The sequence below is a fragment of the Sodalis sp. RH14 genome (assembly GCF_047324285.1).
Taxonomy (GTDB): domain Bacteria; phylum Pseudomonadota; class Gammaproteobacteria; order Enterobacterales; family Enterobacteriaceae; genus Acerihabitans.
The window spans coordinates 2,560,261-2,587,031 of sequence record NZ_CP178739.1; the positions used below are offsets into that span (position 1 = coordinate 2,560,261).

Annotated in this window: 27 protein-coding genes and 1 pseudogene; 16 read left to right on the forward strand and 12 right to left on the reverse strand. The window is 59.7% G+C overall.

Annotated features, from left to right (window positions below; genetic code table 11):
* Nucleotides 1–95: 95 nt before the first annotated feature.
* Together ACL2XQ_RS11715 and ACL2XQ_RS11720 are read right to left on the reverse strand one after the other, a co-directional pair.
* Complete coding sequence (locus ACL2XQ_RS11715) at nt 96–1,139, reverse strand: LacI family DNA-binding transcriptional regulator (protein ID WP_413723040.1); 1,044 nt, start codon at nt 1,137–1,139, stop codon at nt 96–98.
* 968 nt (nt 1,140–2,107) lie between these two features.
* Nucleotides 2,108–2,419 carry a hypothetical protein gene (locus ACL2XQ_RS11720; protein ID WP_413740378.1) on the reverse strand — a complete coding sequence of 104 codons (312 nt, stop codon included), beginning with the start codon at nt 2,417–2,419 and terminating at the stop codon, nt 2,108–2,110.
* Between the two features lie 66 nt (nt 2,420–2,485).
* Between ACL2XQ_RS11720 and ACL2XQ_RS11725 the strand changes: the two genes are divergently transcribed.
* From ACL2XQ_RS11725 to ACL2XQ_RS11750, 6 genes and pseudogenes are all read left to right on the forward strand, one after another.
* Nucleotides 2,486–3,295: a hypothetical protein gene (locus ACL2XQ_RS11725; protein ID WP_413740379.1), complete on the forward strand. Its 810-nt coding sequence runs from the start codon at nt 2,486–2,488 to the stop codon at nt 3,293–3,295.
* Nucleotides 3,296–3,309: 14 nt separating this feature from the next.
* The gene (locus ACL2XQ_RS11730) at nt 3,310–4,641 is read left to right on the forward strand and encodes an aspartate aminotransferase family protein (protein ID WP_413740380.1); all 1,332 of its coding nucleotides are present in this window, start codon (nt 3,310–3,312) and stop codon (nt 4,639–4,641) included.
* A pseudogene (locus ACL2XQ_RS11735) lies at nt 4,638–4,988 on the forward strand (alcohol dehydrogenase catalytic domain-containing protein); the annotation flags it as partial. The gene ACL2XQ_RS11730 and the pseudogene ACL2XQ_RS11735, both read left to right, overlap by 4 nt.
* Before the next feature lie 159 nt (nt 4,989–5,147).
* Nucleotides 5,148–5,645 carry a hypothetical protein gene (locus ACL2XQ_RS11740; RefSeq protein WP_413733273.1) on the forward strand — a complete coding sequence of 166 codons (498 nt, stop codon included), beginning with the start codon at nt 5,148–5,150 and terminating at the stop codon, nt 5,643–5,645.
* A gap of 23 nt (nt 5,646–5,668) precedes the next feature.
* Nucleotides 5,669–6,397 carry a 3-deoxy-manno-octulosonate cytidylyltransferase gene (locus tag ACL2XQ_RS11745; protein ID WP_413740381.1) on the forward strand — a complete coding sequence of 243 codons (729 nt, stop codon included), beginning with the start codon at nt 5,669–5,671 and terminating at the stop codon, nt 6,395–6,397.
* A gap of 34 nt (nt 6,398–6,431) precedes the next feature.
* On the forward strand, nt 6,432–7,034 hold the full coding sequence (locus ACL2XQ_RS11750) for an SIS domain-containing protein (RefSeq protein ID WP_410014689.1): 603 nt from the start codon (nt 6,432–6,434) through the stop codon (nt 7,032–7,034).
* Between the two features lie 83 nt (nt 7,035–7,117).
* On the opposite strand, the gene treA is transcribed toward ACL2XQ_RS11750, so the two are convergent.
* Nucleotides 7,118–8,806 carry an alpha,alpha-trehalase TreA gene (gene treA / locus ACL2XQ_RS11755; protein ID WP_413740382.1) on the reverse strand — a complete coding sequence of 563 codons (1,689 nt, stop codon included), beginning with the start codon at nt 8,804–8,806 and terminating at the stop codon, nt 7,118–7,120.
* Here treA and ACL2XQ_RS11760 point away from each other — a divergent pair.
* Nucleotides 8,805–9,011 carry a hypothetical protein gene (locus ACL2XQ_RS11760; protein WP_413740383.1) on the forward strand — a complete coding sequence of 69 codons (207 nt, stop codon included), beginning with the start codon at nt 8,805–8,807 and terminating at the stop codon, nt 9,009–9,011. The genes treA and ACL2XQ_RS11760 overlap by 2 nt on opposite strands.
* Before the next feature lie 335 nt (nt 9,012–9,346).
* Here ACL2XQ_RS11760 and pepE read toward each other — a convergent pair whose 3' ends face one another.
* The 6 genes from pepE to ACL2XQ_RS11790 all read right to left on the reverse strand — a co-directional run bounded on the left by pepE (nt 9,347) and on the right by ACL2XQ_RS11790 (nt 14,630).
* Nucleotides 9,347–10,057 (reverse strand): dipeptidase PepE, encoded by a 711-nt coding sequence (pepE, locus tag ACL2XQ_RS11765; RefSeq protein ID WP_410014691.1) that lies wholly within the window; start codon nt 10,055–10,057, stop codon nt 9,347–9,349.
* Between the two features lie 63 nt (nt 10,058–10,120).
* Complete coding sequence (locus ACL2XQ_RS11770) at nt 10,121–10,801, reverse strand: AroM family protein (protein ID WP_413740384.1); 681 nt, start codon at nt 10,799–10,801, stop codon at nt 10,121–10,123.
* A gap of 11 nt (nt 10,802–10,812) precedes the next feature.
* Nucleotides 10,813–11,742 (reverse strand): DUF1177 domain-containing protein, encoded by a 930-nt coding sequence (locus ACL2XQ_RS11775; protein WP_410014693.1) that lies wholly within the window; start codon nt 11,740–11,742, stop codon nt 10,813–10,815.
* 67 nt (nt 11,743–11,809) lie between these two features.
* Nucleotides 11,810–13,399 (reverse strand): OPT/YSL family transporter, encoded by a 1,590-nt coding sequence (locus ACL2XQ_RS11780; protein ID WP_413723032.1) that lies wholly within the window; start codon nt 13,397–13,399, stop codon nt 11,810–11,812.
* 66 nt (nt 13,400–13,465) lie between these two features.
* Entirely contained in the window at nt 13,466–14,218 is a 753-nt protein-coding gene (locus ACL2XQ_RS11785) for an IclR family transcriptional regulator (protein ID WP_410014695.1), read from the reverse strand.
* A 145-nt stretch (nt 14,219–14,363) separates the two neighbouring features.
* Nucleotides 14,364–14,630 carry a hypothetical protein gene (locus ACL2XQ_RS11790; protein ID WP_413732657.1) on the reverse strand — a complete coding sequence of 89 codons (267 nt, stop codon included), beginning with the start codon at nt 14,628–14,630 and terminating at the stop codon, nt 14,364–14,366.
* A 14-nt stretch (nt 14,631–14,644) separates the two neighbouring features.
* Between ACL2XQ_RS11790 and ACL2XQ_RS11795 the strand changes: the two genes are divergently transcribed.
* The 9 genes from ACL2XQ_RS11795 (at nt 14,645) to argE (ending at nt 22,836) form a co-directional block, all read left to right on the forward strand.
* Nucleotides 14,645–15,520: a MurR/RpiR family transcriptional regulator gene (locus ACL2XQ_RS11795; RefSeq protein WP_410014697.1), complete on the forward strand. Its 876-nt coding sequence runs from the start codon at nt 14,645–14,647 to the stop codon at nt 15,518–15,520.
* A gap of 48 nt (nt 15,521–15,568) precedes the next feature.
* The gene (locus tag ACL2XQ_RS11800) at nt 15,569–16,537 is read left to right on the forward strand and encodes an agmatinase (protein ID WP_410014698.1); all 969 of its coding nucleotides are present in this window, start codon (nt 15,569–15,571) and stop codon (nt 16,535–16,537) included.
* A 75-nt stretch (nt 16,538–16,612) separates the two neighbouring features.
* Nucleotides 16,613–17,398 carry a transporter substrate-binding domain-containing protein gene (locus tag ACL2XQ_RS11805; RefSeq protein WP_413740385.1) on the forward strand — a complete coding sequence of 262 codons (786 nt, stop codon included), beginning with the start codon at nt 16,613–16,615 and terminating at the stop codon, nt 17,396–17,398.
* A 131-nt stretch (nt 17,399–17,529) separates the two neighbouring features.
* Nucleotides 17,530–18,984 (forward strand): MmgE/PrpD family protein, encoded by a 1,455-nt coding sequence (locus tag ACL2XQ_RS11810; RefSeq protein WP_413740386.1) that lies wholly within the window; start codon nt 17,530–17,532, stop codon nt 18,982–18,984.
* Nucleotides 18,984–19,658 (forward strand): amino acid ABC transporter permease, encoded by a 675-nt coding sequence (locus tag ACL2XQ_RS11815; RefSeq protein ID WP_410014701.1) that lies wholly within the window; start codon nt 18,984–18,986, stop codon nt 19,656–19,658. The genes ACL2XQ_RS11810 and ACL2XQ_RS11815 overlap by 1 nt, the downstream gene beginning before the upstream one ends.
* Nucleotides 19,655–20,317 carry an amino acid ABC transporter permease gene (locus ACL2XQ_RS11820; protein ID WP_410014702.1) on the forward strand — a complete coding sequence of 221 codons (663 nt, stop codon included), beginning with the start codon at nt 19,655–19,657 and terminating at the stop codon, nt 20,315–20,317. The genes ACL2XQ_RS11815 and ACL2XQ_RS11820 overlap by 4 nt, the downstream gene beginning before the upstream one ends.
* Nucleotides 20,310–21,062: an amino acid ABC transporter ATP-binding protein gene (locus tag ACL2XQ_RS11825; RefSeq protein ID WP_413723029.1), complete on the forward strand. Its 753-nt coding sequence runs from the start codon at nt 20,310–20,312 to the stop codon at nt 21,060–21,062. The genes ACL2XQ_RS11820 and ACL2XQ_RS11825 overlap by 8 nt, the downstream gene beginning before the upstream one ends.
* 73 nt (nt 21,063–21,135) lie before the next feature.
* Nucleotides 21,136–21,546 (forward strand): RidA family protein, encoded by a 411-nt coding sequence (locus ACL2XQ_RS11830; RefSeq protein ID WP_410016801.1) that lies wholly within the window; start codon nt 21,136–21,138, stop codon nt 21,544–21,546.
* Nucleotides 21,547–21,687: 141 nt separating this feature from the next.
* Nucleotides 21,688–22,836, forward strand: a complete 1,149-nt coding sequence (argE, locus tag ACL2XQ_RS11835; protein ID WP_413740387.1) for an acetylornithine deacetylase — start codon at nt 21,688–21,690, stop codon at nt 22,834–22,836.
* A gap of 96 nt (nt 22,837–22,932) precedes the next feature.
* On the opposite strand, the gene ACL2XQ_RS11840 is transcribed toward argE, so the two are convergent.
* From ACL2XQ_RS11840 to ACL2XQ_RS11850, 3 genes are all read right to left on the reverse strand, one after another.
* On the reverse strand, nt 22,933–23,625 hold the full coding sequence (locus ACL2XQ_RS11840) for a cyclase family protein (RefSeq protein WP_413740388.1): 693 nt from the start codon (nt 23,623–23,625) through the stop codon (nt 22,933–22,935).
* Nucleotide 23,626: 1 nt separating this feature from the next.
* Nucleotides 23,627–24,979 carry an MFS transporter gene (locus tag ACL2XQ_RS11845; protein ID WP_413728191.1) on the reverse strand — a complete coding sequence of 451 codons (1,353 nt, stop codon included), beginning with the start codon at nt 24,977–24,979 and terminating at the stop codon, nt 23,627–23,629.
* 294 nt (nt 24,980–25,273) lie between these two features.
* A complete protein-coding gene (locus ACL2XQ_RS11850; RefSeq protein WP_413733205.1) occupies nt 25,274–26,746 on the reverse strand; it encodes a mannitol dehydrogenase family protein in 1,473 nt (490 codons plus the stop codon).
* Nucleotides 26,747–26,771: the final 25 nt, after the last annotated feature.

Genomic DNA, 26,771 nt, shown 5'->3' on the forward strand with positions numbered 1-26,771 from the left:
CGATCGCAGGAACACCAGGTCCGATGACTGACACCGATCATGCTAATATGATTGCGCAATCATTCAATAAAAAGACCTGTTATTTGTGAGCCAATTCATATTAATTTTGTGGTGCCGCGTTCGATCAGGCTAAAACCGGTGTCGATGCGCAGCGGGGCGGGCTCCTGGTTTTTAGCGTTAAAACGCACCAGCAGCGCCTGGGCGACCAGCAGGCCGATCCTGGCGCCGTCCACCCTGACGGTGGAAAGGGCGGGGAATACCTGCGCGGCGCTGGACAGATCGCCAAAACCCATCACCGCCAGCTCATCCGGCACCCGGATCCCCCGGCTGGCCGCCTCGGCGAGCACTCCCTCGGCGATGGTGTCCGAGCTGCAGACGATAACTTCGGGTAAGCCGTGCTGCGCCAGAATGCGCGTTAACCCTTCGCGCCCGGAGGCCAGCGTGGCGGGCGCCGGCATAATCTCGATGGAAACGTCATGCACGCCGCAGGACGCCAGTTCGGCTATCACGCTGCGGCTGCGGCGCAAGCCGCGGGCGTCCTCAAGAGTGAGCAGCGAGAAGCGCCGGTAGCCGCGCTGGAATAAATGATTCGCCACCTCGATACCCACCTGCTCATGGGAAAAACCGATCTGCATATCGATGGGCGCGTCGCTTAAGTCCCAAATCTCCACCACCGGTATGCCCGCTTTGCGCAGCTTCTCGCGGCTTTCATCGGTATGCAGCGTGCCCGCCAGCACGATACCGTCGGGGCGGCGGCCCAGAATGGCGTCGAGCAGTTGCTCCTCCCGTTCGCTGGAATAGCCCGTCAGGCCCAGCAGGGTTTGATAACCCTCGGCGGTCAGGCTGTCCATCAGCGCCTGCACGGTATCGGCGAAAATGGAGTTGGCGATGGTGGGGACAAAAATGGCAATCAGCCGGCTTTTGCGGGTGGCAAGCCCTCCCGCCAGCATATTCGGCACATAGCCGGTGGCGCGCACCGCGGCGAAGACTTTTTCCTGGGCCGCGGGAGAGACCAGCTCCGGGCGGTTCAGGGCGCGCGACACGGTGATGGGGGAAACGCCGGCTATCCTGGCGACATCGATAAGCGTAGGGCTTTGCGCCGACGCGCTGGCGGCGTTTTTAGTGGATTTTTTTACCATAATTACCGTCTTGTTTAACTGCAGTTTCCGCCAAAATACTGTCTTTACCCAACCCCTGAATCCGGCATGCCGCCATGGCAATGCCATCATTGGGCAATAAAAGGCGTCTTGGACATTACCGGTAAAAGAGTAACACATTGCCATGGGAGTATCAGCGGCGGGGGCTATTTATGCGGCTTGCTTCTGAAGAATATCAGCCTCTTGCATTCCCTGGAATCATTTTGGAATAGCGCGCTGAAGCACCGTCGGCGGCCTGCCGCTTAAAGATAAAAGCATCGCCATGGTTGAGACGGGCCGGCGCCACCGGTGTTACCGGACTGCTGACTGCGTTCCCCGCCCTTATTCTGCTCAATCTGCGGGCCGTTGGGGAATATGCTGCTTATTATGGGTGCCTGTGCTGGGCGCCGTTATCGACGGAAGTGCCAACGTTTGCTTTACGGCTAAGGTATGCGAAGCCGCTGCGCATCTTTACCGCGAGCGCTTTTTTGGCAATGAGATATGGCGCCAATATCATAAAATGAGGATGAGCGGGGCGCTATGTCCTTATCAAATTAATCGGGTTGAGTAACTGTTTATATATTTCATCAATACATATTGACATTAACCAGGAAAATGTACCAGAGTGGAGTGGCTGACGCTGATGATTTTTTATCAGCGCGCCGCGTAGGCTGTTATAGATATATTATTTAATGCTTTTAGATGCGTCATTAAAATATTCCACATGAATTATTCCACATGTGTTTAATTTGAACATAGTTTCCAATAATAATAAATAAAACTATTAAGCGTTCTTTGATGCGCAGCAACGAGCGTAATAAGAATGTATCAAATAATGCAATAAGAATGTAATAACAAGTGCGCTAAAGGATGCGATTATGGCATGGGGCAGACCTATGGATAACACTGACTCTAATGGGCGTATTATTTATCGCTCTAACAATCCAACCCGGCTTTGGTGCTATACCCCTTCAATAGTAAAAACGACCAACGGCAGGCTGGTTGTGACCATGGATCTCGGTGGCCCCGGCCTGGATAACCAGGAAGCCAGCAACGGAAGCCGTACAAAACGCCGCGGCATAGGTAAAATATTTATTTCCAACGATCAGGGTCGGCACTGGGCTGAGCAGGGATCCTTTCCCTTCTGGCACGCGCGGCTGTTCGAATGCCAGGGCTGCCTTTACATTATCGGCAACGCTGGCGACCTCTATATCATCAGATCGCAGGACGACGGCTTGACGTGGTCGGCGCCGGCGGCACTGACCCGCAATCAATTGTGGCATGGTTCTGCGACGAATATATTGCAGGAAAACGGCGCTATCTATATGTGCATGGATTTAAGAACCGATTTGGGCATATCCGGCTGGAACGTCGCGGGGCTGACGCCGGTCGTACTGCGGGGCAATGGGCGTGATAATCTGCTGGACAGGTCGGCCTGGACATTTTCCACCGGTTTTTCCTTTAACGAAAAATTCAACTATTGCGCGGCGAGCTTCGGGGAGAATTTTGGTATTCCCTTTTATCCTTCCGAAACCGCCGGTCCACGATCCCTGATGCCGACCATCAACGCCTCCCCGCCAGGCTGGCTTGAGGGGAATGTGGTCCGAATAACGGATCCTAAACATATCTGGCACGATCCCGCGAATGCAACGCTTTACATCATCATGCGCACCAATACCAACGGCAGCGGTTATGCCGCGGTGCTTAAAGCGGTGGAGCAGCGGGACGGCGGTATCGCCCTGCAGGTGGTTACCGCGCCGTCGGGCAAGTTATTATCGTTTATCCCGTTTCCCGGCGGCAGCCTGAAATTTTTTATCACATACGACACGTTCACCCACTTGTATTGGATGGCATCTTCAATAATCACAGACTCAATGTGTAAATTATCCGCCACGCCGCAGGGAAGGTATAATTTACCGTCGAACCAAAGAAATATTTTAGGGCTTTATTATTCATCCAATTGCATTGATTGGGTGCAGGCGAGCGTTATCAGCAAAGGTGAAACAGAATATCACGCCAGGAATTACCCCTCTTTTGTCATTTCAGGACAGGACATATTTTTGGTGGCGCGATCCGGCGATTGCTTTGCAAAAAATGGGCAATATACCAACCTAATCACATTTCACATTATCAAAGACTTTCGGTCACTGGTGATTTAGCAAAAGGAGGATGAATGAGCATGAATTATGCCATTTCCGACGCGCTGTATAAAAAAGCGTCGAATGTTATTCCCGGAGGCGTGTCCAGTAATAATCGGGCCAACTGGCAACCGCACCCCCTGTTCTATCAAAAAGCGCGAGGGGCATATGTATGGGATGTCGATGAAAATAAATACATAGATTATGTCCTGGGCCGGGGGCCGTTAATTACCGGTCATTCCCATCCCCGTATCCTTGACGCCATTGCGCAGCAATATCAGGCGGGCCAATTTTTCGCCGGGCAAACCGAACTGGAGATTGTCCTGGCGGAAAAAATAAAAGCCCTGGTGCCCGGCGCGGAGATGGTCCGCTTTTGCAATTCCGGCTCGGAGGCGGTGCATGTCGCGCTGCGCCTGGCCAGATCCGCCACCGGCCGTGAAAAAATCATCCGTTTCGAGGGGCATTACCACGGCTGGCTCGACAATATCGCCTGGGGATTCAGTACCCCGGAAGACACCGCCCAAGATACCGGCGCCCTGTTAGCCATGTCGCGTGGGCAACCCGCCGGCGACGCCGGTAATATCCTCGCGTTACGCTGGAACGATACCGACGCGCTGGAGCGCGTGTTAGCCAGTCAGGCCGGGGATATCGCCGCGGTGGTGACCGAGCCCATCATGTTTAACAGCTTCTGGAGCAATATCCTGCCGGAAAAAGACTATCTCGCCAGAATGCGGGAGCTGTGCGACCACTACCGTATTCCGCTGATATTCGACGAAATCCAAACGGGTTTCAGGACAGCTATAGGCGGCGCCCAGGCCAGGTATGGCGTAATCCCCGATATCGCCACCTTCGCCAAGGCGCTGGGCGGTCCGGTTTGCCTGGCGGCTGTCGGCGGTAAAGAACAGTATATGCGATTGCTTGCCGGCGCCCAAACCTTGCATACCGGTACCTATAATGCGTTCCCGCCTTTCCTTGCCGGCGCAATAACTAACCTGGAAATACTCGCCGATAACGGCGGCGCGGAGCTGGCTAGAATTCATCTGCTGAGTGAGTCGCTGCGGGCGGGATTACAAGACATTGCCGCCGGCACGGCGTTGCCCCTGCAAGTCAGGGCAAGTCCCGGCGCGGTGACCACCACTTTTCGGGCAGCGCCGGCGGTTGCCCGCGATTATCGTACAGCTCGGCGTGAACTCAGCCATCCGCTGCTCGTCATGTGGCATGCGGCATTGCAGGCGAGGGGCGTCAGGATTACCCCCGAGGGACTATGGTATGTCTCCACGGCCCATTGCGCCGCTGATATCGACTACACCCTTGAGCAAGCCGCCGCCGCGGTTGCGGCGCTGGAACAGACGGGGGGACTCGCATGAGCGGAGCGTGTGTAAATACCGTAGCGATACTACTGGAGCCGGGGCGGTTTTCTTTTGCCAGCCGTCAGCTTGAGGAAGAGGTCGCCCCTGGTTATGTCAGGATAAAAATAAATTATTGCGGCGTTTGCGGTACGGATAAATCATTTTATCTGGGCCACAGGAACGAAGGCTATCCCGTATCGTTAGGGCATGAACATTGCGGTGTGATCAAAGCCGCCGGCGCCGGCGTAATCAACTTGCAGCCAGGCAGCCAGGTGGTTATCGACCCCAACTTTCGCTGCGGTCAATGCCATTATTGCCGGCAAAAAAAAGGCCATCTTTGCGTCAGGGGCGGTGAGCAACATTATACCAACCGTGGGTATGCCGGGTACATAGACATCCATTATTCGTACGTCCATAAATTACCCGCTTACCGGAAAGATCATATCGGCGCGCTTGTAGAGCCCCTCTCGGTGGCGCTTCATGCCGTGGCGTTAAGCAATGTATCGGGCCGTAAAGGCGAAATATTGGTGCTGGGCTGCGGCGGGTTGGGGAGCTTGCTTATTTTCGCGCTGCTCGAAATCACCGGGGCCGATGTTTATATCCATGATCATAATGATTATAAAGTCGACCAATTACGAAGCCTGTATCCGGACCGAATCAAGGCCCCCATGGCCGGGCAGCGCTTTCAACTTATATTCGAAGCGACCGGCGCTTCCCGTGGCTTTCGCCAGGCTTGTGATCTACTGGATAAATGTTCCAGGCTGGTGGTGCTCAGCAGATACCATGCCGATGAGCCGTTTATTCCAGAACGATTACCCTGGAAACAGCCTGAAATCATATTGTGTCATCTGAATGGCGATAGTATCCATATGGCCGACGCCGCGGCGCTGCTGGCGGATAATTGGAGTACGCAGCATGATAATTTACTCAGTTTTCATTCGTTTGAGGATATTAATAATGTTTTTGCTAATTATGGGAAAATAAAATCCAATAAAAAAATCATCACGCATGAGCAGCTCTAAAGCGCGATTCAACCGAGGATAATATGAATATCGTCACGATTATTCCCAGCCGGTTGGCCTCAACCCGGCTACCTAACAAGGCGCTGGCCGATATTAACGGCCTCCCTATGATTGTTCACGTTTGGCGGCGCGGCATAGAAGCCGATCTTGGGCCGGTCATTGTCGCCTGCGGCGATAAAGCGATTGCCGGGGCCATCCGCGACGTGGGAGGTGAGGCGGTCATGACCGATCCACGGCTTAACAGCGGGTCTGACCGGGTATTTGCCGCACTGGAAGCTGTCGACCCGGCAGGCAAATATGAGGTGATCGTGAACCTGCAGGGAGATATGCCCACGGCCAATCCCGCGATGCTGACAACCCTGGTGGCGCCGCTGCGCCGCCCCGGCGCCGAAGTGGCGACGCTGGCATCGGTTATCGCCGCCCCGAACGAGCGGCTTTCCGATAGCGTGGTTAAGGTGGCCGTCTCTATGCCGCCGGGAAGCAAGGCCGGACGGGCCATCTATTTTAGCCGCAACACTATTCCCTGGGGCGGCGGCGAGCATTATCACCATATAGGTCTGTATGCGTACATGCGAGATGCTTTGACCCGCTTTTCCCAACTGCCGCCCAGTCCGCTGGAACAGCGGGAAAAACTGGAGCAACTGCGGGCATTGGAGCACGGCATGCGCATCGATATTTCCATTGTGGATGTCAATCCCCTGGGCGTTGACACCCTGGATGACCTTAATATAGCGCGCAGTCTCCTGGTCTGAGCCCGCGCCATCATGTTATCAGGAGGAGAAATATATGGATAAGCAAGCGATACTGCATATTGGCGGCAGGGTTATGGTTAAAGAAGCCGATGCGTTATATGCGATAGCCTCGTCACTCGGCAACTCCGGCTTTTATGAGGCGGTTAATTTAATTCATGCGTCCACCGGCCATGTCATTATCCTGGGCGTAGGGAAGAGCGGGCATGTCGGGCGTAAAATTTGTTCCAGCCTGTCATCCATAGGCACACCAAGTTTTTTTATCCATCCGGTTGAAGCGAAACATGGTGACTTGGGCATGATTACCGCTGATGACATTATTCTCTTAATTTCATATAGCGGCAGAACCGATGAAATCATGCAGCTTGTCCCTATTTTACATGAACGCGGCGTACCGATAATAGCGATAACGGGGAATAGACTTTCACCCCTGGCGGAAAGTGTGGATATTACCATTGCCTTTGATATCAAGGGCGAGGCCTGTTCCTATGATATCGTGCCCACGGTGAGCGCGAGCGCCACGCTTGCTATCGGGGACGCCATGGCCATTGCGCTTATGGAATTGAGAGGATTTTCCGCGCAGGATTTTTCCAAAAACCATCCGGCGGGCCATTTGGGCGCGCTGTTGGCTGCAAGGTAATCCTCCCTTTTACCCCTTCGCCCTGCATCAGATATAGCGTGGTGCTGGTGGTTGAAGCACGCCTTCCGGCGTGCTCCCGGCAGTTAATGCGCCGGCTGCGCCGCCGCTGCCGGATCGTGTTTTTTGCAGTCCGTGAGCGCGCCGCAATAGGCATCCAGCAGTTTCAGCGTGACGCCGTTGGTCCAGCCGAAGCCGTCCTGCAGCGCATATTCGCCGCCGCCGCCGCCGCCCAGTCCTTTGCCTTCGACCACATATTTTTCCACCAGCTTGTGCTGCGCGTCATACAGATTTTGCACATTTTTAAGAAAACGGGTGCCGATGGACTGCGCCAGGGCGTCCTGGCCGTAATTTTGCAGCCCTTGTACCGCGACCCACTGCAGGGGCGCCCAGCCGTTGGGCGCATCCCATTGCTGGCCGTTATTGACGATGGTGGTGGTTAATCCGCCTTCTTTCAGCAACTGGTCGCGCACCGCCTGCGCGGTACTGACCGCACGCTCGCGCGGCGCGATACGCACAAACAGCGGGAATACCGTGGCGGCGGTGATCGGGCGGGTGATTTTTTTCTGCCGCCAGTCATAATCGGTGTAATAACCGTCCTGCTGGTTCCACAGCACGCGGTTGATGGCGTGGCTGCGCGCGTCGGCCAGCCGGGTATAGCGCAGTTCGTCCCCGGACGCGCCGGCGGCCTTGCTGGCGCGGGACAGCGTCTGTTCCAGATGGAACAGCAGGGCGTTCAGATCCACCGGGATAATGTCGGTGGTATGGATAGTGGCGAGATCATGGGGATCGGTCAGCCAGCGCGAGCTGAAGTCCCAGCCGGAGGCGGCGCCGGCGCGCAGGTCGCGGTAGACTTCCGCCGCCGGCCGGTTTTTCGCCCTGGCGGCGGTGGCGATATCCTCCATCCAGGACTCGGTGCGCGGCACGTCGCGATCGTCCCAATACCGGTTAAGCAGGCTGCCGTCGTCCAGGCGCACCACGCGTTCGGCGGCGGCGCCCTTGGCGAGGCCGTCGGCGCCGCGCATCCAGTAGTCGTATTCCTTTTTCAGCTGCGGCAGGTAGCGCGCATACACCGCGTCGCCTTCCTGCGCGGCGAGCAGTTCCACCATAAACGAGAAAAACGGCGGCTGGGAGCGGCTCAGGTAATAACTGCGGTTGCCGTTGGGGATATGACCGTAGGTATCGATTTCATGCGCGAAATTATCGGTCATGTTTTTGACCCGTTCCCAGTTGCCGCTTTCGGCCAGGCCCAGCATGGTAAAATAACTGTCCCAATAATACACTTCCCGAAAACGGCCGCCGGGCACCACATAGCTTTCCGGCAGCGGCAGCAGTGAATCAAAGGGCGGCACGCTATCGGTTTTACGGGTCAGCACCGGCCAAAGCCCGTCGATATGCGCCCGCAGGGTCTGTCCCGCAGGCGGCTGGTAGGGCTTGCCTTCGCCGGGCAGGATAAAATGGGTCGCGACAAAACGCTTGAGATCGAACCCGGCCTGGGCGTGCTGATCCTGATACTGCGCCAGGATGGCGGCGGGATTCTCCCGCGGCACCGCGTCGGCAAAGGTTTTCTGATCGGGGAAAATTCTGGCCTGCTGCACCGCCTCGAACAACGGCCCAAAAAGAATATCGGGCGGCAGCACCGCCGCCGCGGGGGCCAGGGGACCGGACTCGACCGGCTGGGGCGCGGCCATGGCGGTAACAGCGGGGCCGGCACCGGCCGCCAGAACTATCGCCAACAGTATGTTCCTTAATCCAACTGAATAAGGCGCCAGCATGGGTATCTCCTTTTGGATAGGGCGCCGCCCGCCATTGAACCGGCCGCGGCGCGGGGAGGGCATTGTTATGCCTTTGAATAGACAAGATTTAGCAATTTTAGCCGGATTTAACGCCGGCGATGGGATATTTGACCAAAAATGGGGGCTGGTTCAAAGTATTGGCGGGATAATTCTATTTCCAGCACTCTATATCTTTTATCGTTGAGTTATTTTTTCCTGCGGTATCCGCTTATTGTTGCGTATGTTTCATCAGATCGGCGGCGCGGGTATAATAATGATAAGAGTATTTATTTTGCGAACATGTTATTGTAATTTATTGGAAAATAATTTCTTATTAATATTAAATATATAATGAATATTTCTCAGCGTTTGCAGGTCATAAGTCGCTTAACGTCTTAACGGATAATTCCGCACTATTCATGGAGAATATTCCCTGACCACAGGATAAGCGTTAAGCCGGTCCGGAGGGTGTCCAGCCGGCAGGGGCAACCCTGCCCGACTCCAGCCCGCGGGGCCGGTAATGGACAACCGCACCGGCGACTACCGCGTTATGGCAAGGTCAAGCGGGGCGGCGCCGGGTTTCAGCGTCTGCGGCTCCCGGCCGGCGCGGAACAACACCGCGTCGTAAGGCCCCGCCAGCCGCGTCTCGCCGTCGGCGACCGTCAGCCAGTCGCCCTCCGGCAGGCCGATCACGGTCATCTCCGGCCGGGCACGCAGCAGCTCGGCCAGACGCTGGTTGCGCGTTTCCCCCTGATGTCCGGCGGGCAACTGATTGGTATAGTGGGGATTGATCTGGTAGTCCACCAGTCCCAGGGACGCAAAACCGCCCGGATCGACGATCGGCATATCATTGGTGGTGCACAGCGTGGGGCAGGCCAGGTTGGCCCCGGCGCTCCAGCCGATATAGGCCGCGCCCTGGCGCACGCGCTCGGTGATGGCCCCCAGCAGCCCGCGCTCGCGGCAGCATTTCAGCAGATGAAAGGTATTGCCGCCGCCGACGATAATCGCCTCGGCGCGGGCCACCGCCGCCGCCGCGTCATCCAGCGTGTGTACGCTTGTCAGCTCGATGCCCAGCGGCGCCATGGCCTGGCGTACCTTGGCGGTATAATCGTCCCATGCGACGGTGACGCCGGCAAAAGGTACAAACAGCGCCTTGCGGCGGTTCTTTAACAGCGCGCGCATCGGATCGACGGCATGGGCCAGATAGCCGTGGCCGGGCAGCACCGAATTACTCAGTAACAGCAGTTCCATACATCCACTCCTTAATGAATTACCATGGCGGCTTTGCCGGTCGCGGCGCCATGGCTTCCATGGCTACAGTAGGGCGGCCAGCAGGCGGGCCAACAGGGCGTTCGATAATATCACCGGCAGGCCGGTGGCTTCACGCACTATCCGGCGATGCTGTTCGGTATAGCCCATGCAGTCCATGACAATCACGTCCGCGGCCTGGGTCTTCAGCGCCAGGGCGGCGGCGGTCAACTGCTGCGGCGTACTGATGTACGGCGACGCGGCGGCATACACCGGCGGACGCGCCAGGGCGCGCCATTTTGCGCCTTCGCTCGCCATCTGCTCGGGCAACGGCACCAGGATGCCGGCCTGGCGCCCGTTCGTCAGCGCCGTTACCACCGGCGGCACCAGCAAATCGGGTTCCAGCAGCCAGGCCTGCCCACAGCCCAGACCGTGGAATTCACCGGTGCATAACAGCGCGATGGTGCGGCAGCCCACATGTTCAAGTTCATTGAGTTTCGCCTGGACCGCCTCGCGAACCGCGCTTTTACCCAGGATCACGGCGCTGCCGTCCAGCAGCCGGGTCGTCAGCACCGCCTCGCCGGGCCGGACGGGAAAGCGCCGGGCGATAGTGGCGTGATCCAGGCCGTCGAGCACGCCCAGATGGATGCATTCCACCCCCGCGGGCAGGTGCTCGGTCAGGATAGGGGTAATATCGGCGCGCGGCGCCTGGCCGATGGTCAGGGTACCCAGTAAGGTTGCGGACATAACGACCTCGCTTATTGACGTTGCTGTAAATGGGCCAGGGAACCATACAGTTCCAACAGGCGGGCGTATTCGGCGCTATCGTAAAAACTGCAGGTGCCGCGGGTAAACTCCTTGGCAACTTCCACCACGAATTTGGCGGCGGCGGCGATATCGGTTTCCTGGCTGGCGCCGGTGCCGCAGCCGGGTACCGCGCTTTGCGCGCAAATGGCCACGCCCACCACCGGCGCCGCCGTAGCGATGGACGGCTGCAGGATACTGTTGAGATGGAAAACGCCGTTGCCGTAGGGAGTAATATCCTGCGTGGTAATGGGAAAGGTCACCGGCAGCCGTCCGCTGGTCATTTCCATAATGCGCAGCAGATCTTCCGCCACGCGCAGGATGTAGCCCTGTTTCACCGTGGGCGACAGGGCAAACCCATTATGGTTGATGATACGATTACCCTTGGTGGTGTCGATGGACAGCACCGCGTCCATTTCCGGCAGCACTTCCTGCGCGTTCATCTCTTCGGTTTCCACCGGCGAATCCATAAAATCCACCGGCTCATGCGGCCGGGTCGGCGCGTCGGGGCAAATATGGGTGGTGATGATCACATCGCCGGGCAGGCTATCGCCCTGGGTTTGCATATGCGCAAGCTTAACGGCGGCGGCGATGGCGGCTACGGCGCCGTCGGCGTCGGATACCAGGCCGATGCGGGTAGGGCGCGCGCCGATGCCGCCCAAACGCCCGACAATACCCAGCGTCGGGGCCGCGCCGCCGCCGCGTTTCCCCTGGGTGCCGGGGATAACGACTTTGACGAAATCGGTTTTGCCCTTGGGGCCGCTGATTTCGGTAATGCTGACCTGGGCCGCGGGATAGGCGGCCAGCAGTTGCGCCACCGTCTGCCCGCTGGCAAAGGCGGAGTCGAATGCTTCAAATACGTGCAGGGTCTGTAATAAAGTCATAAATATCTCTCAACGAAGGGTCAGGATAGCCCGGGTTGCAAAAACGCCATGGCCCGCGGATACCGCGTTATTTACCGCTCTTGCCGGCAAAAACCGAATTAAAGAAGCTGAACAGGGCATCGCCGGCAATCAGTCCGGCGGCAAAGACCTCCAGCTGATGACGGCGCTGCTCACCGCCAAGGCGCAGCACCACCAGGCGTATGGCGATACCGATCAATACCGCCCACCCGGCCAGCGGATTGGCAATCAGCAGGCCGGTGGCCAGCAGTACGCCCAACTGGCGCGAAGACCCGCCAATCCATTGGATCAGGGCGCCCGGCACCGCCCAGATCAGCAGTGATTTGGCAATGTCCGTGGACACGCCGGCCTGGATGGTGGCGGCATAAACTTTAGCCACCGGCGGCACCAGCCCCTTGGCGAAGTAGCCCTGGTAGCTGAGGTAGACCACCGGCATGGCGATAACAAAGGCGATCAGGGCGGCGAACAGCTGCTGGCGGCGTCCTTCCAGCTCAAAAGCGATATCGGCGTTATTGCCGCGCAGGATAAACCCGGCTTTCAGATCGTATCCCATATCGGCGAACGCCGGCCCGGTGGCCACCGAGAAACCGCACAGCATGACCAGCGCCACCGGCGGAAACCCAATCATGATGCCGATAATCAGGGTAATAAGCGCCACGGCAAAAGCCGGGAACCAGCCGGAATGCATGGCCGCCAGGCCGACGATCAGTTCATGGATAAACGCGGCGAAAGCGGCATAGACGATAAAGGCCAATAACATGCCCATCGGCATTGCGGTATACAGCCCGCCGCCCAGCGCAATCAGCGCGGCAATAAGGATATACCCTGCCGCGCCAAGCCCGAGGGAGCCGAGAATATGGCGGCGGTCGGCGTCCGCCGCGCTCAGCGCATCGGCAGTGGCGGTGGCACGATCGAGTTTCTTACCGCGGATCATGGCGATCACCTGGCACAGCGCCACCAATCCGGCGCCGATCATCATGCCGTGGGGAATATAGTTTTTATTAATATCGAACCCGGTTAACGGCAGGCTGTAGCCGCGGATCAGCAGGCCGACGCCGAACATCGACAACGCCCAGATATTACCGATAAACGCCGTGCCCAGCGCCGCCATGGGGAACTTAAACCAGGAACCGACGGCGCCTATCAGCAAGCCGGCGCCGAGAATGCCCGCCTGTTGCCCACCCTGATCGCCGGCCTTGATGGATTCCGCCGCGGCGACGCCCGGCGGCCAGGCGCCGGCGGCCGGAAATACCGTGGTGTTGAACATGCGGTAGAGCAGATAACCGTCCAGCAGCATGGCCAGCGAAACGCCGATAAACATCGGCAGCACGAGATCCGGCCGGCCGAAAATATAAGGAATGCCGATGGGCAGCAGCAAGCTGTTGGCCGCGCCGAAGGTGGCGGATGAAATGGCGCTTTGCGCCAGGTTCTGGATATGTATGGAGCGGAAACGTTTGAACAGCTGGAGCGGCACCCGGGCGATGATCATCGCCACCAGCGCGCCGATAATCGAGGTATTGGGCGTGACGCCAAGCGTAGTCAGCAGCTGGATGCCGATGACCGCGCCAAAGATGCTGAGCACCGTGAGAAACAGCAAGGTGCCCGGGTTAAAGCTGCTGGGATGCTGACGATGTGACATAAACCACTCCTGAAAAATAAAGCAAAATAACGGCGAAATGCGGCCACGGGACCCTGCGTCCGGCGGTTAGCGAAACCAGTAGGGGTCGCCGACCTTTTTGCCGATTTGCATCGCCGCCGCGCACAACAGCCGGGAAAGACGCTGGATTTCCGTGTCATCCGCCATCGAGGCCGGAAAGGTCAGGCAAAACGCCACGGTTTCGCCGCTGTGGGGGTCGCCCACAGCGCAGCTGACCGACGCCGCGCCGGCCACCGCTTCGTTAACCGCCGACGCCCAATGGCAGCGGCGCACGACCGCCAGCCGATCCATCAGCTGCGTGAAATGCATCGGCAGGTCGTTGGCGGGCGACAGCACGGCGCGGAACTGGGCGTTCAGCTGGGTATCCGGCAGCCGGGCCAGCAGCGCGCGGCCGGTGGAGGTGCCCCAGGCCGGCGAGCGGGATCCCGCGTTGCGGATCACCCGCAGCGCGTGCACGCCTGGGATAACGCGCAGTACCAGCACATCGTTGCCGTCAAGCACCGACAGGTAACCGGTATGCCCGGTTAATCCGCACAGTTCGCGCAGCGCCTGTTCGATAAGATCCGTTAATGAGGAATTGCGCCGCACCAGATGGGTCACTTCCAGCAGCATCAGCCCGGGCTGATAGGCGAGCGAGCTGGCGTCCCGGTCCAAAAAGCCCGCTTCGGCCAGTTGCTTGAGCACGCGGGAGGCGGTGCTTTTGGGGAATTGCAAATGTTCGACCAAATCGGTCACCGTCACGCCGCGTTTCAGGGTGCTCATCAGGCGCAAAATCGCGGCGGTACTGTTCAGTATGCTCATGCTTATCTCATAAAATGGAACTCGGTCCCGTTATATAAGATAAGCAAAGGGCGTGCCAGTAGCGTTGTAATTATATCTAATTGATAAATATTGGATTTTTTTAGAGGCCTGCTTCTTGGCGATATTCCATGTAAAAGTCTATGCACTAAATAGGTGCTTTTGCACCATCATGATGCACCGGCTCCCCGCTAAGCCGGGCATCGGCGCGGCGTGTCCAAGCGATGCCGCCGTCGCGCCACCCGCGGCAAAAATTAATTTGGCGCGGAAATGAATCAAAGGAATCATTTTGTCGCATCGTCTTCCCGACGGCGCCCTGCGCCAGCCGTACCTGCCGTCGCGAAAATGAATCAATTGAATCATTAGTAATCATTTTTGGCATACCTGTTGCAATCATGCTTATGACGATATGCATTAGGGACCCCTTTTATGGATCAGCTCACGCTCACTCAGGCTATTAATGCCCAGTACGAGTCCCTGCCGAAACAGGTGCGGCTGGCGGCCAGATTTGTCCTGGATCACCCGCAGGAAGTGGCGGTGATGTCCATGCGTGAACAGGCGCGGCTGGCGGGGATCCCGCCCTCCACCATGACACGGCTGGCCAAGCGCCTTGGACTCAAAGGGTATGACGATATCCGCGCTGTTTTTGTCAACGCGGTGCGCGCGAAAGGCTATGAATACGGCTCAAGGGTGCCGGCGCTGGTGGAAATGAAACAGAAGGTGGGCGAGTCTTCCCTGCTGCTGGAGCTGGCCAATACCACTGCCGGGCATATCCAGGCATCCTGCCGGGACGACAACCTTGCCGCCATGGTGCGCGCCGCCGCCATCCTAGCGCAGGCGCGGGATATTTATTGTCTTGGCCTGCGCTCGTCTTTCCCGGTGGCGTTTCATTTTTGCCATGTGGCGTCCTATTTCAAGGATAACGTCCATTTGGTGGAAGGGGCCGGGGAGAGCGGCGTCATGGCGCTGATGCGCACTCTCGGACCAAAAGACGCCCTGCTGGTCTCCTGCCTGTCGCCTTATTCGCGGCGCACGGTGGCCCTGACCCGCTACCTGTCCCAGCAAAAGGTGAAAATCGTCGCCATCAGCGATAACGCCAGCTCGCCGGTGGCGCGTCTGGCCGGTGAGACCATCCTGGTGAAAAAAAAGACCGCCTCTTTTTTCGACACCATAACGCCTGCCTTTATGGTGAGCGAATTACTGGTGGCGCTGATGGCCGCCACCTCGAAAGTGGATGTACGCGCCCTGGTCAGCGAGACCGAGGAAACGCTATGGGCAATGGGGGAGTGGTGGAGCGTGGATTGACCCGCCGCCGTTACCCACGTTTTTAGACAACCAGTACAGGACATGACTATGACCCGCTATAAACCGGAACTGACCACCGCGCCGAAACACGGCCATAAAAGCCTGCTGTATTCGGAAGTGGTTACCGACCTCAATACCCTGGAGTCGGTGGATATCGCCGTACTGGGTATCCCCTACGGTTCGCCTTACTCCATCGATGAGGTGACCAACGACCAGACCAATGCGCCCACCGCCGTGCGCCAGGCCACCGATCGCGCCGTGCGCAGCATCGAGCGCTATGATTTCGACATCGGCGGCCCGCTGATGGACAACCAGCCGATCCGGATGGTGGACTGCGGCGATATCGCCGGCGACGCGCGTGAACTGGGCGGCCATTATGACGCCGCCGAAGCGGTGGTGCGCAAAATCATTTCCCTGGGCGGCATGCCGCTGGTGATAGGCGGCGACCATGGCATACCCATTCCGGTATTGCGCGCGCTTGACACCCTGGGCCCCATTACCCTGGTCCATATCGATGCGCATCTGGACTGGCGCCAGGAGGTTAACGGCGTGACCGACGGTTACTCCAGCCCGATACGCCGCGCCTCGGAAATGGCGCATATCGGCGAAATTTTCCAGATCGGCCTGCGCGCCAACGGCTCGGCCCGCCAGGAGGAAGTGGACGCCGCGCTGGCGTATGGCGCGCATCTTATTACCGCCCACGAACTGCACGATGAGGGCGCGCAGTCGGTGCTCGATCGTATACCCGACGGCGGAAACTACTACATTACCCTCGATGCGGACGGTATCGATCCTACTATTATGCCTGCCGTCAACGGCCCGGCCCTGGGCGGCGTCACCTATTGCGAGGCGCGGAAAATCATCCACGGCCTGGTGAAAAAAGGGCGGGTGGTGGGCATGGATATCGTTGAGATCACGCCGAAAAAAGACCTTAACGGCATTACCGCCATTACCGCCTGCCGTTTTTTTGTCAACCTGATCGGCATGGCGGTGAGAGCGGGGTATTTCAGGAAATAACATCTAAGCCATTACTGCCGGCGCGGGTGCGGCGCCGGACCTGGTTCCTTTTTTCGTCTACACAGGATAATCGTTATGAAAAGACACTTCGTGATAGCGCTGCTGATGGGCGCGCTGGCCGCTTTTACACTGACGGCGGCCAACGCCGCCGATGTGCTCGATAACATCATGAGCCAGAAAACGCTGCGCGTGGCGGTGCCGGTGGATTACCCGCCCTATGGGTACGTAGGCGGCGATATGGCGCCGCAGGGGCTGGATATCGACGTGGCCAATCTGCTCGGGCAAAAGCTGGGCGCCAAGGTGATCCTGGTGCCGGTTACCGGACCGAACCGGGTGCCCTACCTGCAAACCGGTAAAGCGGACATGACCATCTCGTCGCTGGGCAAAACCGCCGAGCGGGCCAAGGTTATCGACTACAGCATCGCCTACGCGCCGTTTTTTGACGCGGTCTTCGGCGCCGACAAGACCCAGGCGGCCAATTTCGGCGAACTGGCCGGCAAAACCGTCGCCGTGACCCGCGGTTCAATGCAGGACGAAGAGCTAAGCCGGCTGGCGCCGGACTCGCAGGTAAAACGCTTTGAGGATAATAACAGCACCATCTCCGCTTTCCTGTCGGGCCAGACGCAGCTGGTGGCCATCGGCACCACGGTTGCCGCCGCGATGAAGCAAAAGCATCCGCAGTTGGACCTGCACCTGAAGGTAATTTTATCCAATTCGCCTTGTTACGTCGGGTTGCCAAAAGACCAACCCGCCCTGCTGGCCAAGGTCAACGAAATCCTGCGCGCCGCCAAGGCCGACGGCACCCTGGATAAGATTTCGCAAAAATGGCTGGGCGCCCCGGCGGGCGACCTGCCGGAATAAAACGGGATGCCGGCGCGCGGCATGACGATGACCACGGAGCGCGCACCGGCGCAGGGTCTGATGAACACCAGCGGACCCTGGCGGGCCCGGCTGGTTGACGACGCCAACAGGCCACGGCAGGAGCGGACATTATGACAACGACAGGTAATCCGATTTGGCCAGAGCGGGGTGATAAACCCGGCGGGGCGGCCGTAGAAGTTGCCGCGCCGGGCGACACCCGGCCGCTGGCGCAGTGGGTGGCGGCCCTGGTTCCCGGGGAGATTCCGCAAGCGGTGAGCCGGGTGGCGCTGCGCTGCCTGGTGGACACCCTGGGCGTGATGCTGGCGGGTTCGGTTACCCCCGTCGCCGGCCGCGCCCGGCGGTTAACGGCGCTGACCTCGGCCGACGGCCACGCGGCGGTGGCGGGCGCCTCCCGGCGTCTTGCGGCGCCGGCGGCGGCGTTTGCCAATGGCGTCGCCGCCCACGCCCTCGATTTTGACGATAACTGTTATGCCGGATTTGTCCATGGCTCGGCGGTGATCGTGCCGGCGGCGCTGGCGGTGGCGCAGGCGCGCCATGCCGACGGCGCGGCGTTGCTGACCGCGCTGGTGGCCGGGGCGGAGTGCCAGTACCGCGTCGGCATGGCCCTTGGCCGCACCCTTTACGATCGCGGCTGGTGGACCACCGGCCTGCTTGGGGGCATCGGCGCGTGCGCGGCGGCAGCCAAACTGCTGGCGCTGGATGTGGACGCCACCGCGCATGCGTTAGGATTGGCAATTGCCGGCGCCGGCGGCATGAAATGCGCGTTTGGCAGCGACGCCAAACCGCTGTTGGCGGGGCGCGCCGCCGAGGGCGGCGTGACGGCGGCGCTGCTGGCGCAACAGGGCGCGAACGGTCCCGCCGGCGCGCTGTCCCATGGCTACGGACTGGCGGCCCTGTGCAACAACGGCGAACTTGACGCCGGATGGCTGGCGCCGGGGGACGGACGCTGGTGCCTGCTGGCGCCGGGAGTGGATGTTAAACGCATCCCGGTCTGCCTCTCCTCACATGCGGCGGTGGACGGCGTGCTGGATCTGGCGAGTCGTTACCGGCTGGAACCGGACCAGATAGCCGGCATCGCCTGCGACGTGCCGCCGGTAGTTATGGCGAACCTGATCTACCCGCAGCCGCGCACCGCCCAGCAAGCGCAGTTTAGCCTGCCTTTCGCCATCGCGGCGTCGTTATTGTTCGGCGAACTGACCCTGGACCATCTGGACGACGGACTGATGACGGAAAAGACCCTCATTGATCTAATGAGCCGGGTGAGCATGACCAGCGGCGCGCGCTGGGCCGACCCTGCGCTGTTCACCGACGCCCCGGAAGGCGCGCACGTGACGATAACCCTGCGCGACGGCGCTAAGTTGCAGTGTTTTGTCGCCAAGGCCGCCGGCAGCGCCGCCCGCCCGCTGGAAGACCGGGCCCTGGGCGATAAATTTCTGCGCTGCGCCGCCCGCTGCCTGGCGCCGCAGGCGGCCGGACAACTGCTGGCGAGCCTGTGGCGGCTGCCCGTTATGACTGACGTGGCGACGCTGGTGCTGGCGGAACCGACACCAAAGGAGCATGGGTAATGGTTTTTGATTTTTCCCCGATTCTGCAGCAATGGCCGCTATTGCTTGGCGGTACGCTGGTCACCCTGGCCATGACGCTTGTGTCCACGCTGCTTGGACTGCTGCTTGGCATCGCCTGCGGCTGGGCGCGGGCCCACGGCGGCGTTTGGCTGCGTTTCGCGGTGGGGTGCTATGTCGAACTGGTGCGCAATACGCCGTATATCGTGCAGCTGTTTTTTATCTTTTTCGGCCTGCCCGCCCTGGGATTGCATATGTCGGCCGTGACCGCAAGCGTACTGTCGCTGGTGCTGAACCTCGGCGCCTACGCGGCCGAGATCACCCGCGCCGGCATTGAAGCCACGGCGCGCAGCCAGGTCGAAGCCGCCCAGAGCCTGGCGCTGGACCGCTGGCAGATTTTTACCCGCGTGGTGCTGCCGCCCGCGCTGTCGCGCGTCTGGCCGTCACTGATAAGCCAGGTGATTATCATCATGCTGGGATCGGCGGTTTGCAGCCAGATATCCACCGAGGAACTGTCGTTCAGCGCCAACCTGATCGCCAGTCGCTCTTTCCGCAATTTCGAAGCCTTTATCGTCGCCGCGGTGATTTACCTGGCGCTGGCGGTGATGGTGCGCCAGTTCCTCGGCTGGCTGGGGCCGCGGTTTATCTTCGGACCGTCGCTTGGGAAAAAATCATGAGTGATTTCTCTTTATGGGACATATACCGCAACCTGCTGCTGGCGCTGCGCTGGACCGTCGGCCTGTCGGCCATCGCGTTTGCCGGCGGCGGCATCGTCGGCGCCATCCTGTTGGTGCTCAGGCTGTCGCACCGGCGCTGGCTGCAGGTGCTGGTGATCCTCTATGTCAATCTGTTCCAGGGCACGCCTTTGCTGCTGCAACTGTTTTTGACTTATTTCGGCCTGGCGCTGCTGGGCGTCGACACCTCGCCGCTGTTCGCCGCCAGCCTGTGCCTGACCTTGTATGCCAGCGCCTATCTTACCGAAATCTGGCGCGGCAGCGTGGAGAGTATTCCCCGCCAGCAATGGGAGGCATCCGCCAGCCTGGCGTTAACCTTTGGCGAACAGCTGCGCTACGTCATCCTGCCCCAGGCGCTGCGGGTAGCGGTGGCGCCGACGGTGGGGTTTTTGGTCCAGGCGGTAAAGGCCACCGCCCTGGCGTCGGTGATAGGCTTCGTCGAGCTGACCCGCTCGGGACAAATTATTTCCAACGCCACCTTTGCCCCGTTCCTGGTCTACGGCAGCGTCGCGGCGCTTTATTTTATCCTGTGCTTTCCGCTGTCTTGGTGGAGCCGGCATTTAGAAAAACAACTCATCCAGGGAGCCGACGGACATGACTGATAGTACTCCTGCGGACACCGCCTTCGCGGTGGTCGATATTCGCGGCCTGCACAAGCGGTTTGGCGACAATGAGGTGCTCAAGGGCATTGATTTACAGATTAAACGCCAGGAAGTGGTCTGCATCCTGGGCAAGAGCGGCTCGGGTAAAAGCACGCTGCTGCGCTGCATCAACGGCCTGGAAAGTTTTGAGGAGGGCGAGCTGACGGTGGACGGACAGGCCATCCGGCAGCATGACCCGGCCGCCATGCGCGAGCTGCGCCAAAACGTCGGCATGATTTTCCAGAGCTTTAACCTGTTTCCGCACCTGACGGTGGGTAAAAACGTCATGCTGGCGCCGACGCTGGTGAAAAAAATGCCGCGCGAACAGGCGGAGCGCACGGCGCGCGTTTTGCTAAAACGCGTCGGCCTGGAAGAGAAATTCGCCACCTGGCCCGGCAATCTTTCCGGCGGCCAGCAGCAGCGGGTGGCGATTGCGCGCTCGCTGGCGATGAACCCCGAAGTGCTGCTGTGCGACGAAATCACCTCCGCCCTCGACCCCGAACTGGTGGGCGAAGTGCTGCAGGTGATCGAGGGGCTCGCCGCCGACGGCATGACCATCATCATGGTCACCCACGAAATGGGCTTTGCGCGCAAGGTCGCCGATCGCATCGTGTTTATGCACCAGGGGCGCGTCCATGAAATGGGGACCCCAGAGGACATTTTCGATCATCCGCGCACCGCGGAGTTAAAACAGTTCCTGGCGTGAAACGCCGGGCGAATGCCGTACCCGGCCGGGGGCTTTCCGGCCACAAACCTAAAATCGCAACAATGGAGAACGCATCATGAGTCACACCCGTATCCGCCCCTTCAATACCAAGAAAACCTATCCCGAGCAGAATCTGGATAACGATTTGTGCCAGGCCGTGGTGGCCGGCAATATGGTATTCCTGCGCGGCCAGATAGGCCAGGACCTGGATACCCGCGAATCGGTGGGCAAGGGTGATGTGGCCGCGCAAACCGAGCAGGCCATGTACAATATCAACATGCTGCTGGAAGAAGCGGGCAGCAAGCTTGAGGATATCTGTAAGATTACGGTCTATCTGACCGATGTGCGCTACCGCGAGACGGTCTACAACATTATGGGCCGCTGGCTGAAAGGTGTGTTCCCGGTATCCACCGGGCTGATGATCACCTCGCTGGCGCGCCCGGAGTGGTGGGTGGAGATCGATGTTATCGCTGTAAAATCATAACCTGCCCCGCGGCCTGGCCGGTTGCCGCGCAGCAAAAGGCGGGGCGCCCCGTCATCATAAGTACGCCGCGCGCGGGGTAGAACGCCTTGATAGCAGCGGCGTTAACGCCGGCCCGAGGCCGTGAAACCAAAGGAGCCGTAATTGAGCGATGTCATAGAACTGCTGTCGACGCTGGTGGGTTATCCGACGCTAAGCCGCCGCTCCAACCTGGCGCTGATTGATTTTGTCGAATCCTATCTGGCCGGTTACGGTATTGCCAGCCGCCGGGTTTACAGCGCCGACGGCGAGCGCGCCAATCTGTACGCCACCATCGGCCCCGTTGATCGGGGCGGTATCTGCCTGTCCGGCCATTCGGACGTGGTGCCGGCGCAGGGTCAGCCATGGAGCAGCGATCCCTTTGTCCTTACCCGGCGCGGCCAGCGTCTGTATGGCCGGGGCAGCGCCGATATGAAGGGCTACCTGGCCTGCGTACTGGCGATGGTGCCCCGCTTTATCCAGGCCGCCCGGGCCGCCGATGCCAGGCCGGTGCATATCGCCATCAGCTATGACGAGGAGATCGGCTGCGTCGGGGTGCGCGGGTTGCTTGCCGAGCTGGCGCGCGATCGGGCACGGCCCACCGGGTGTATTATCGGCGAGCCGACCCTGATGCGCGTCGCCACCGCCCATAAGGGGAAAAGCGCCTGGCGCTGCACGGTGCAGGGGCAGGCGGCGCACTCCTCGCAAAATCATCTGGGCGTGAATGCCATTGACTACGCCGCCGAACTGGTTCTGTTCCTGCGCAACCAGGGACGGCTGTGGCGTGACGGCGATACCGACGCCCGCTACGAACCGCCCTGGTCAACGGTACAGGTGGGCACCATCCACGGCGGCAGCGCGGTCAACGTGGTGCCCGATCGGTGCGAGTTCGATTTTGAAATCCGCCCGCTGCCGCACACCCGCCACCACCTGCTGGCAAACGCGTTGGATAACGTGGCCCGGGAGCTGCTGCCCGCGATGCGCGAGGTGGCTGAAGGCGCGGATATCCGGCTGGAGCTACAGTCGGAATATCCCGGGCTGCGCGACGACAGCTCCCTCGATGAGCTCAAACAACGCTGTGCCGGCGCGCTGGAACAGGCGTCCTTTGACTCGCTGTCATTCGGCACCGAGGCGGGACTGTTCCAGCAGGCGGGTATTCCGACGGTGGTGTGTGGACCGGGGTCCATCGCCCAGGCGCATAAAGCCGATGAATATGTCACCCTCGAACAGCTGGAACTTTGTCAGGCGTTCCTGGGCAAGGTGGTGGGCTGCTAAGCAGGCAGCGGGAGAGCGGCTATTGCGCCTTGATCTGAGACATTAATTAGGCTGTGCGCGGCGCGGCGATAAACAGGCATTGCCGCGCCGGCGCCGTCACACCAGGGCCACGGCCCGGATGGGCGAGGCCGAACCCCCCTTGATGCGCAGCGGCAGAGCGAGGAATAAAAAGGTCTGCGGCAGGGCGTCAAGATTGGCCAGGTTTTCGATAATCAAGGCGCCGGCGCCCAGCACGATGTGATGGGAGGGATAATCGGCGTTGGTATAGGCATCCAACGACATGGCGTCCGTGCCAATGGCGTTGACGCCTTTATCGATCAGATAGCGGGCGCCGTCGGCGGACAGTCCGGGCCAATCGGCGATAAACGCCTGGTGGTGCGGTCTGTTGCGCCATTTTTTATCATAGCCGGTGCGAAATATCACGATATCCCCGGCGTTGATAGCGCCGTTCTGCGCCTCCCAGGCCGTAATCGCGGACAGGGCGATTTCCTGGCTTGGCTGCAGAAAAGAAACATCAATCTTGATGCCCCGGCCGATTAACCGCCGTGCCGCCACGGTCTCGATGGTGGCGCCGCCGGCGATAAAATGGGCGGGCGCATCCACATGGGTGCCGCAATGATCGCCCATATGCAGCAGGGTATTATAATTGCCATCGCCGCCGGAGATGGTCTCCTCGCTGCTTGTATGGAATTTGGGATGGGTCGGCCAGACCGGCATCAATTCTTCATAGAGATGGTTCAGCTCGATAATATCTTTCTTCAGCAACAGCTCGGCCAGTTCAGTATTCATATCACATTTTCCTCACGTTGACCGTTTCTTTGATCAGGAACAGCGGGATACAGGAGAGGGCCAGCACGCCGACGATCACCATATAATGCACGTCGAAGCCAAAGTGATGGATAATCCATCCGGCCGTCGGCGCCACCAGGATGCCCGCGATGCCCACCGCCAGGCCGATCATCAAACCCATACTCGAGGCCGCCGCCTGGGGCGCCGAATCGATCAGCAGCGCGTAGGCCACCGGATAGGGGGAATTGCGAAACAGCCCCCAGAAAATCAGGATGATCCAGCCGACGGTGGCGGAGGTAATAAACATGCACAGCGCCGCCGCCAGGATCCATCCCAGGATAATGACGCACAGTGAAATCCTGCGGCCTTTGATATCGGAATAACCGCCCCACAAAATTTGCCCAATCCAGCCGGTAATGCCGGAGGCGCCGGAAATAATCGCCGCGGTGGAGAGGTCCAGCCCCACCTCACGCGTCAGCTGCAGTGTAAGGAAATTGGCGATGCCCATCTCCGCCCAGGTAAAACCGAAAATCAGGGCTATGGCCAGCAGGCAGTTGCGGTTCTTCAGGCAGGAAAAGGATTCCTTCAGGGTATGCCTGAGGTTGCTGGGCCGGCTTTGCCGGTGGTCCTCAATCGGCACCGTCAGGTTATTGTCTTTGATCCAGGTATAGACCTTATCCTGGTTTTTCCGCGTGCCGACAAAAAACTGCAGCACGACGATGCTCAGGCCAATCAGCGGGATAAACAGGAAGGCCTGCCGCCAGGTGCCGAAGGCCAGGATCAGCGCAATCAGCGCCGGCCCGATAAACTGCCCGAGCGGGAAGCCGGTATGATGCACGCCGATGGCGAACCCGCGGTTTTCCTTGTGCCACCACTCACCGAGCAGGGCGACGTTGATGGGCTCGGAGCCGCCGGTGCCCATGCCCATCATCACCCGCAGGAACTGGAAGGCGCCGAGGGTTTTGCAAAAGGCGGTGGCGACGCCGGCGACCACTTCGAACAATACCGCCACGGTCCAGCTATAGCAGCGTTTGTAGCCGGTGCCGATATAATCGGAAAATATCCCGAAAATCACCGCGCCCAGCAGCGTGCCGATAAAACTCAGGGAATTGAGCCAGCCGGCCTGCATTTCGCTAAGATTGAAATCCTTCATGATAGCCGGCAGCAGCGTGGGCAAGATGATCCGGTCGATGGAGTTCATCAGGATGGCCAGGGTGGTAATGACCAGCATCCACCAGGATATCGGATGCGCCTTCGGCAGGAACCGGCGAAAACCGCCGCCGTTATCGGGTTGCTGCCCGGAGGGGGAGTGATGACCGCCGGGGGCGGTGGTATCGCTGTCTTGATGGTGCATTCTGAATTTTCCTCACGATGATTTTTATTATATTGCAGGGTCAAACTTAACTTCGGGGACTGCGGTGACTGCCTGGGACGTTTTGGGTTATGCAAAAAACGGGGACTCTCACTATAGGCAGAACAGAAATAAATATTGTGTCAACGACGATACGTAATAAGCCGCGAACCCGCCCGCGCGGGTTGGCGTGCCGGTGCGATGTTATCCGCCGCGGGATAGCCGCGCGCGTTCAGGCGCGATAACGGCCGGGGCGCAACGCCCCGGCCGGCGTTGCCGGCAGAAAACTTGGGCCGGTCAGCCCGCCGTGGGCCACTGCGCCACGGTTTCGCGGGCGCCGTGGGTCAGCAGCGTTTGATAGGCCTGCTGCACCCGTGCGATAAACCGCGGGTTGGCGGGTAAATCATCGCCGAATACCGCCTGCAGGGAGAGCAGGGCATGCACCCGTTCCGCGCCTTGTTCGCTTTGCGCTACCAGGCCTTGTAGCTGGTCAAGCAGCGGATCGCTGACCTCGATGGGCTGGCCCTGCTCGTCGACGCCGCCGACAAACCGCATCCAGCCGGCAACGCCCAGCGCCAGGTAGTCAAAGCTGTCGCCCTGGCGCAAATGCCAGCGAATCGCATCCAGCCAGCGCTGCGGCAGTTTTTGCGTGCCGTCCATGGCGATCTGCCAGGTGCGGTGTTTCAGGGCGGTATTACGGTAGCGCGCTATTAGGGAATCGGCGTAGGCCGCGAGATCCACATCCACGGTGCGCAGCGTCGGCGCCTGCTCGTTTATCATCAGCTTCCTGGCCGCCGCGACGTAGTGCGGATCCTGCATGCAGTCGCTGATGTGCTGGTAACCGGCCAGGTAGCCCAGGTAAGCCAGGAAGGAGTGGCTGCCGTTAAGCATGCGCAGCTTCATTTCCTCGTAGGGCAGGACATCCTTGACCAGCTCCGCGCCGACCTTTTCCCAGGCGGGGCGGCCCTGGACAAAATTATCCTCGATAACCCACTGGCAAAAAGGCTCGCAGGCCACGCCGGCCGGGTCGTTGACGCCCAGCAGCTGTTGTATTTTCGCCAGGGTTTCATCCGTTACCGCCGGCACGATGCGATCTACCATGGTGGACGGAAAGGTGGCGTTGCCCTCAATCCAGCGGGCAAGGCCGTCATCCTCCAGCGCGGCCAGTTCAAGCACCACATTGCGCGTGACATGGCCGTTCTCCGGCATGTTGTCGCACGACATGACGCTAAACGCCGGTAAGCCGCGCTGCCGGCGCAGCTTGAGCGCGGCGACGATCACGCCGGCCACCGACTGCGGCTCATCCGGGTGGGCAAGGTCATGCTGGATAAGCGGATGCTGCTGGTTGAGCTTGCCGCTGGCGGGGTGGTGGCAGTAACCTTTCTCGGTGACGGTAATGGAGACGATGGCGATGTCCGGATGCGCCATGGCGTCAAGTATGGCCTGGATGCCGTCCACGCTTTGGTGCATGGCGCGTTTTACCGTGCCCACCACGCGGCAGCTCCAGCCCGTGTCGGCCATTTCCGAAACCGAATACAGCAGATCCTGGCGCTGGATATCGGCGATCTGCTTCTCGCCGCCAATCAGGTTCACCTCGCAATAGCCCCAGTCGCTGCCATGCTCCGCCGCCAGCCGGTCGGCGTATACCCCTTGGTGCGCGCGATGGAACGCGCCGAATCCGAGATGGACGATACGTGTCTTGATGCGGTCGCGATCGTATTTCGGCGTGCTGACGCCCTCGGCCACGGGACTTGTTGCTGATAATGTCATCATAATCATAGGCTCGGTGTTGAAA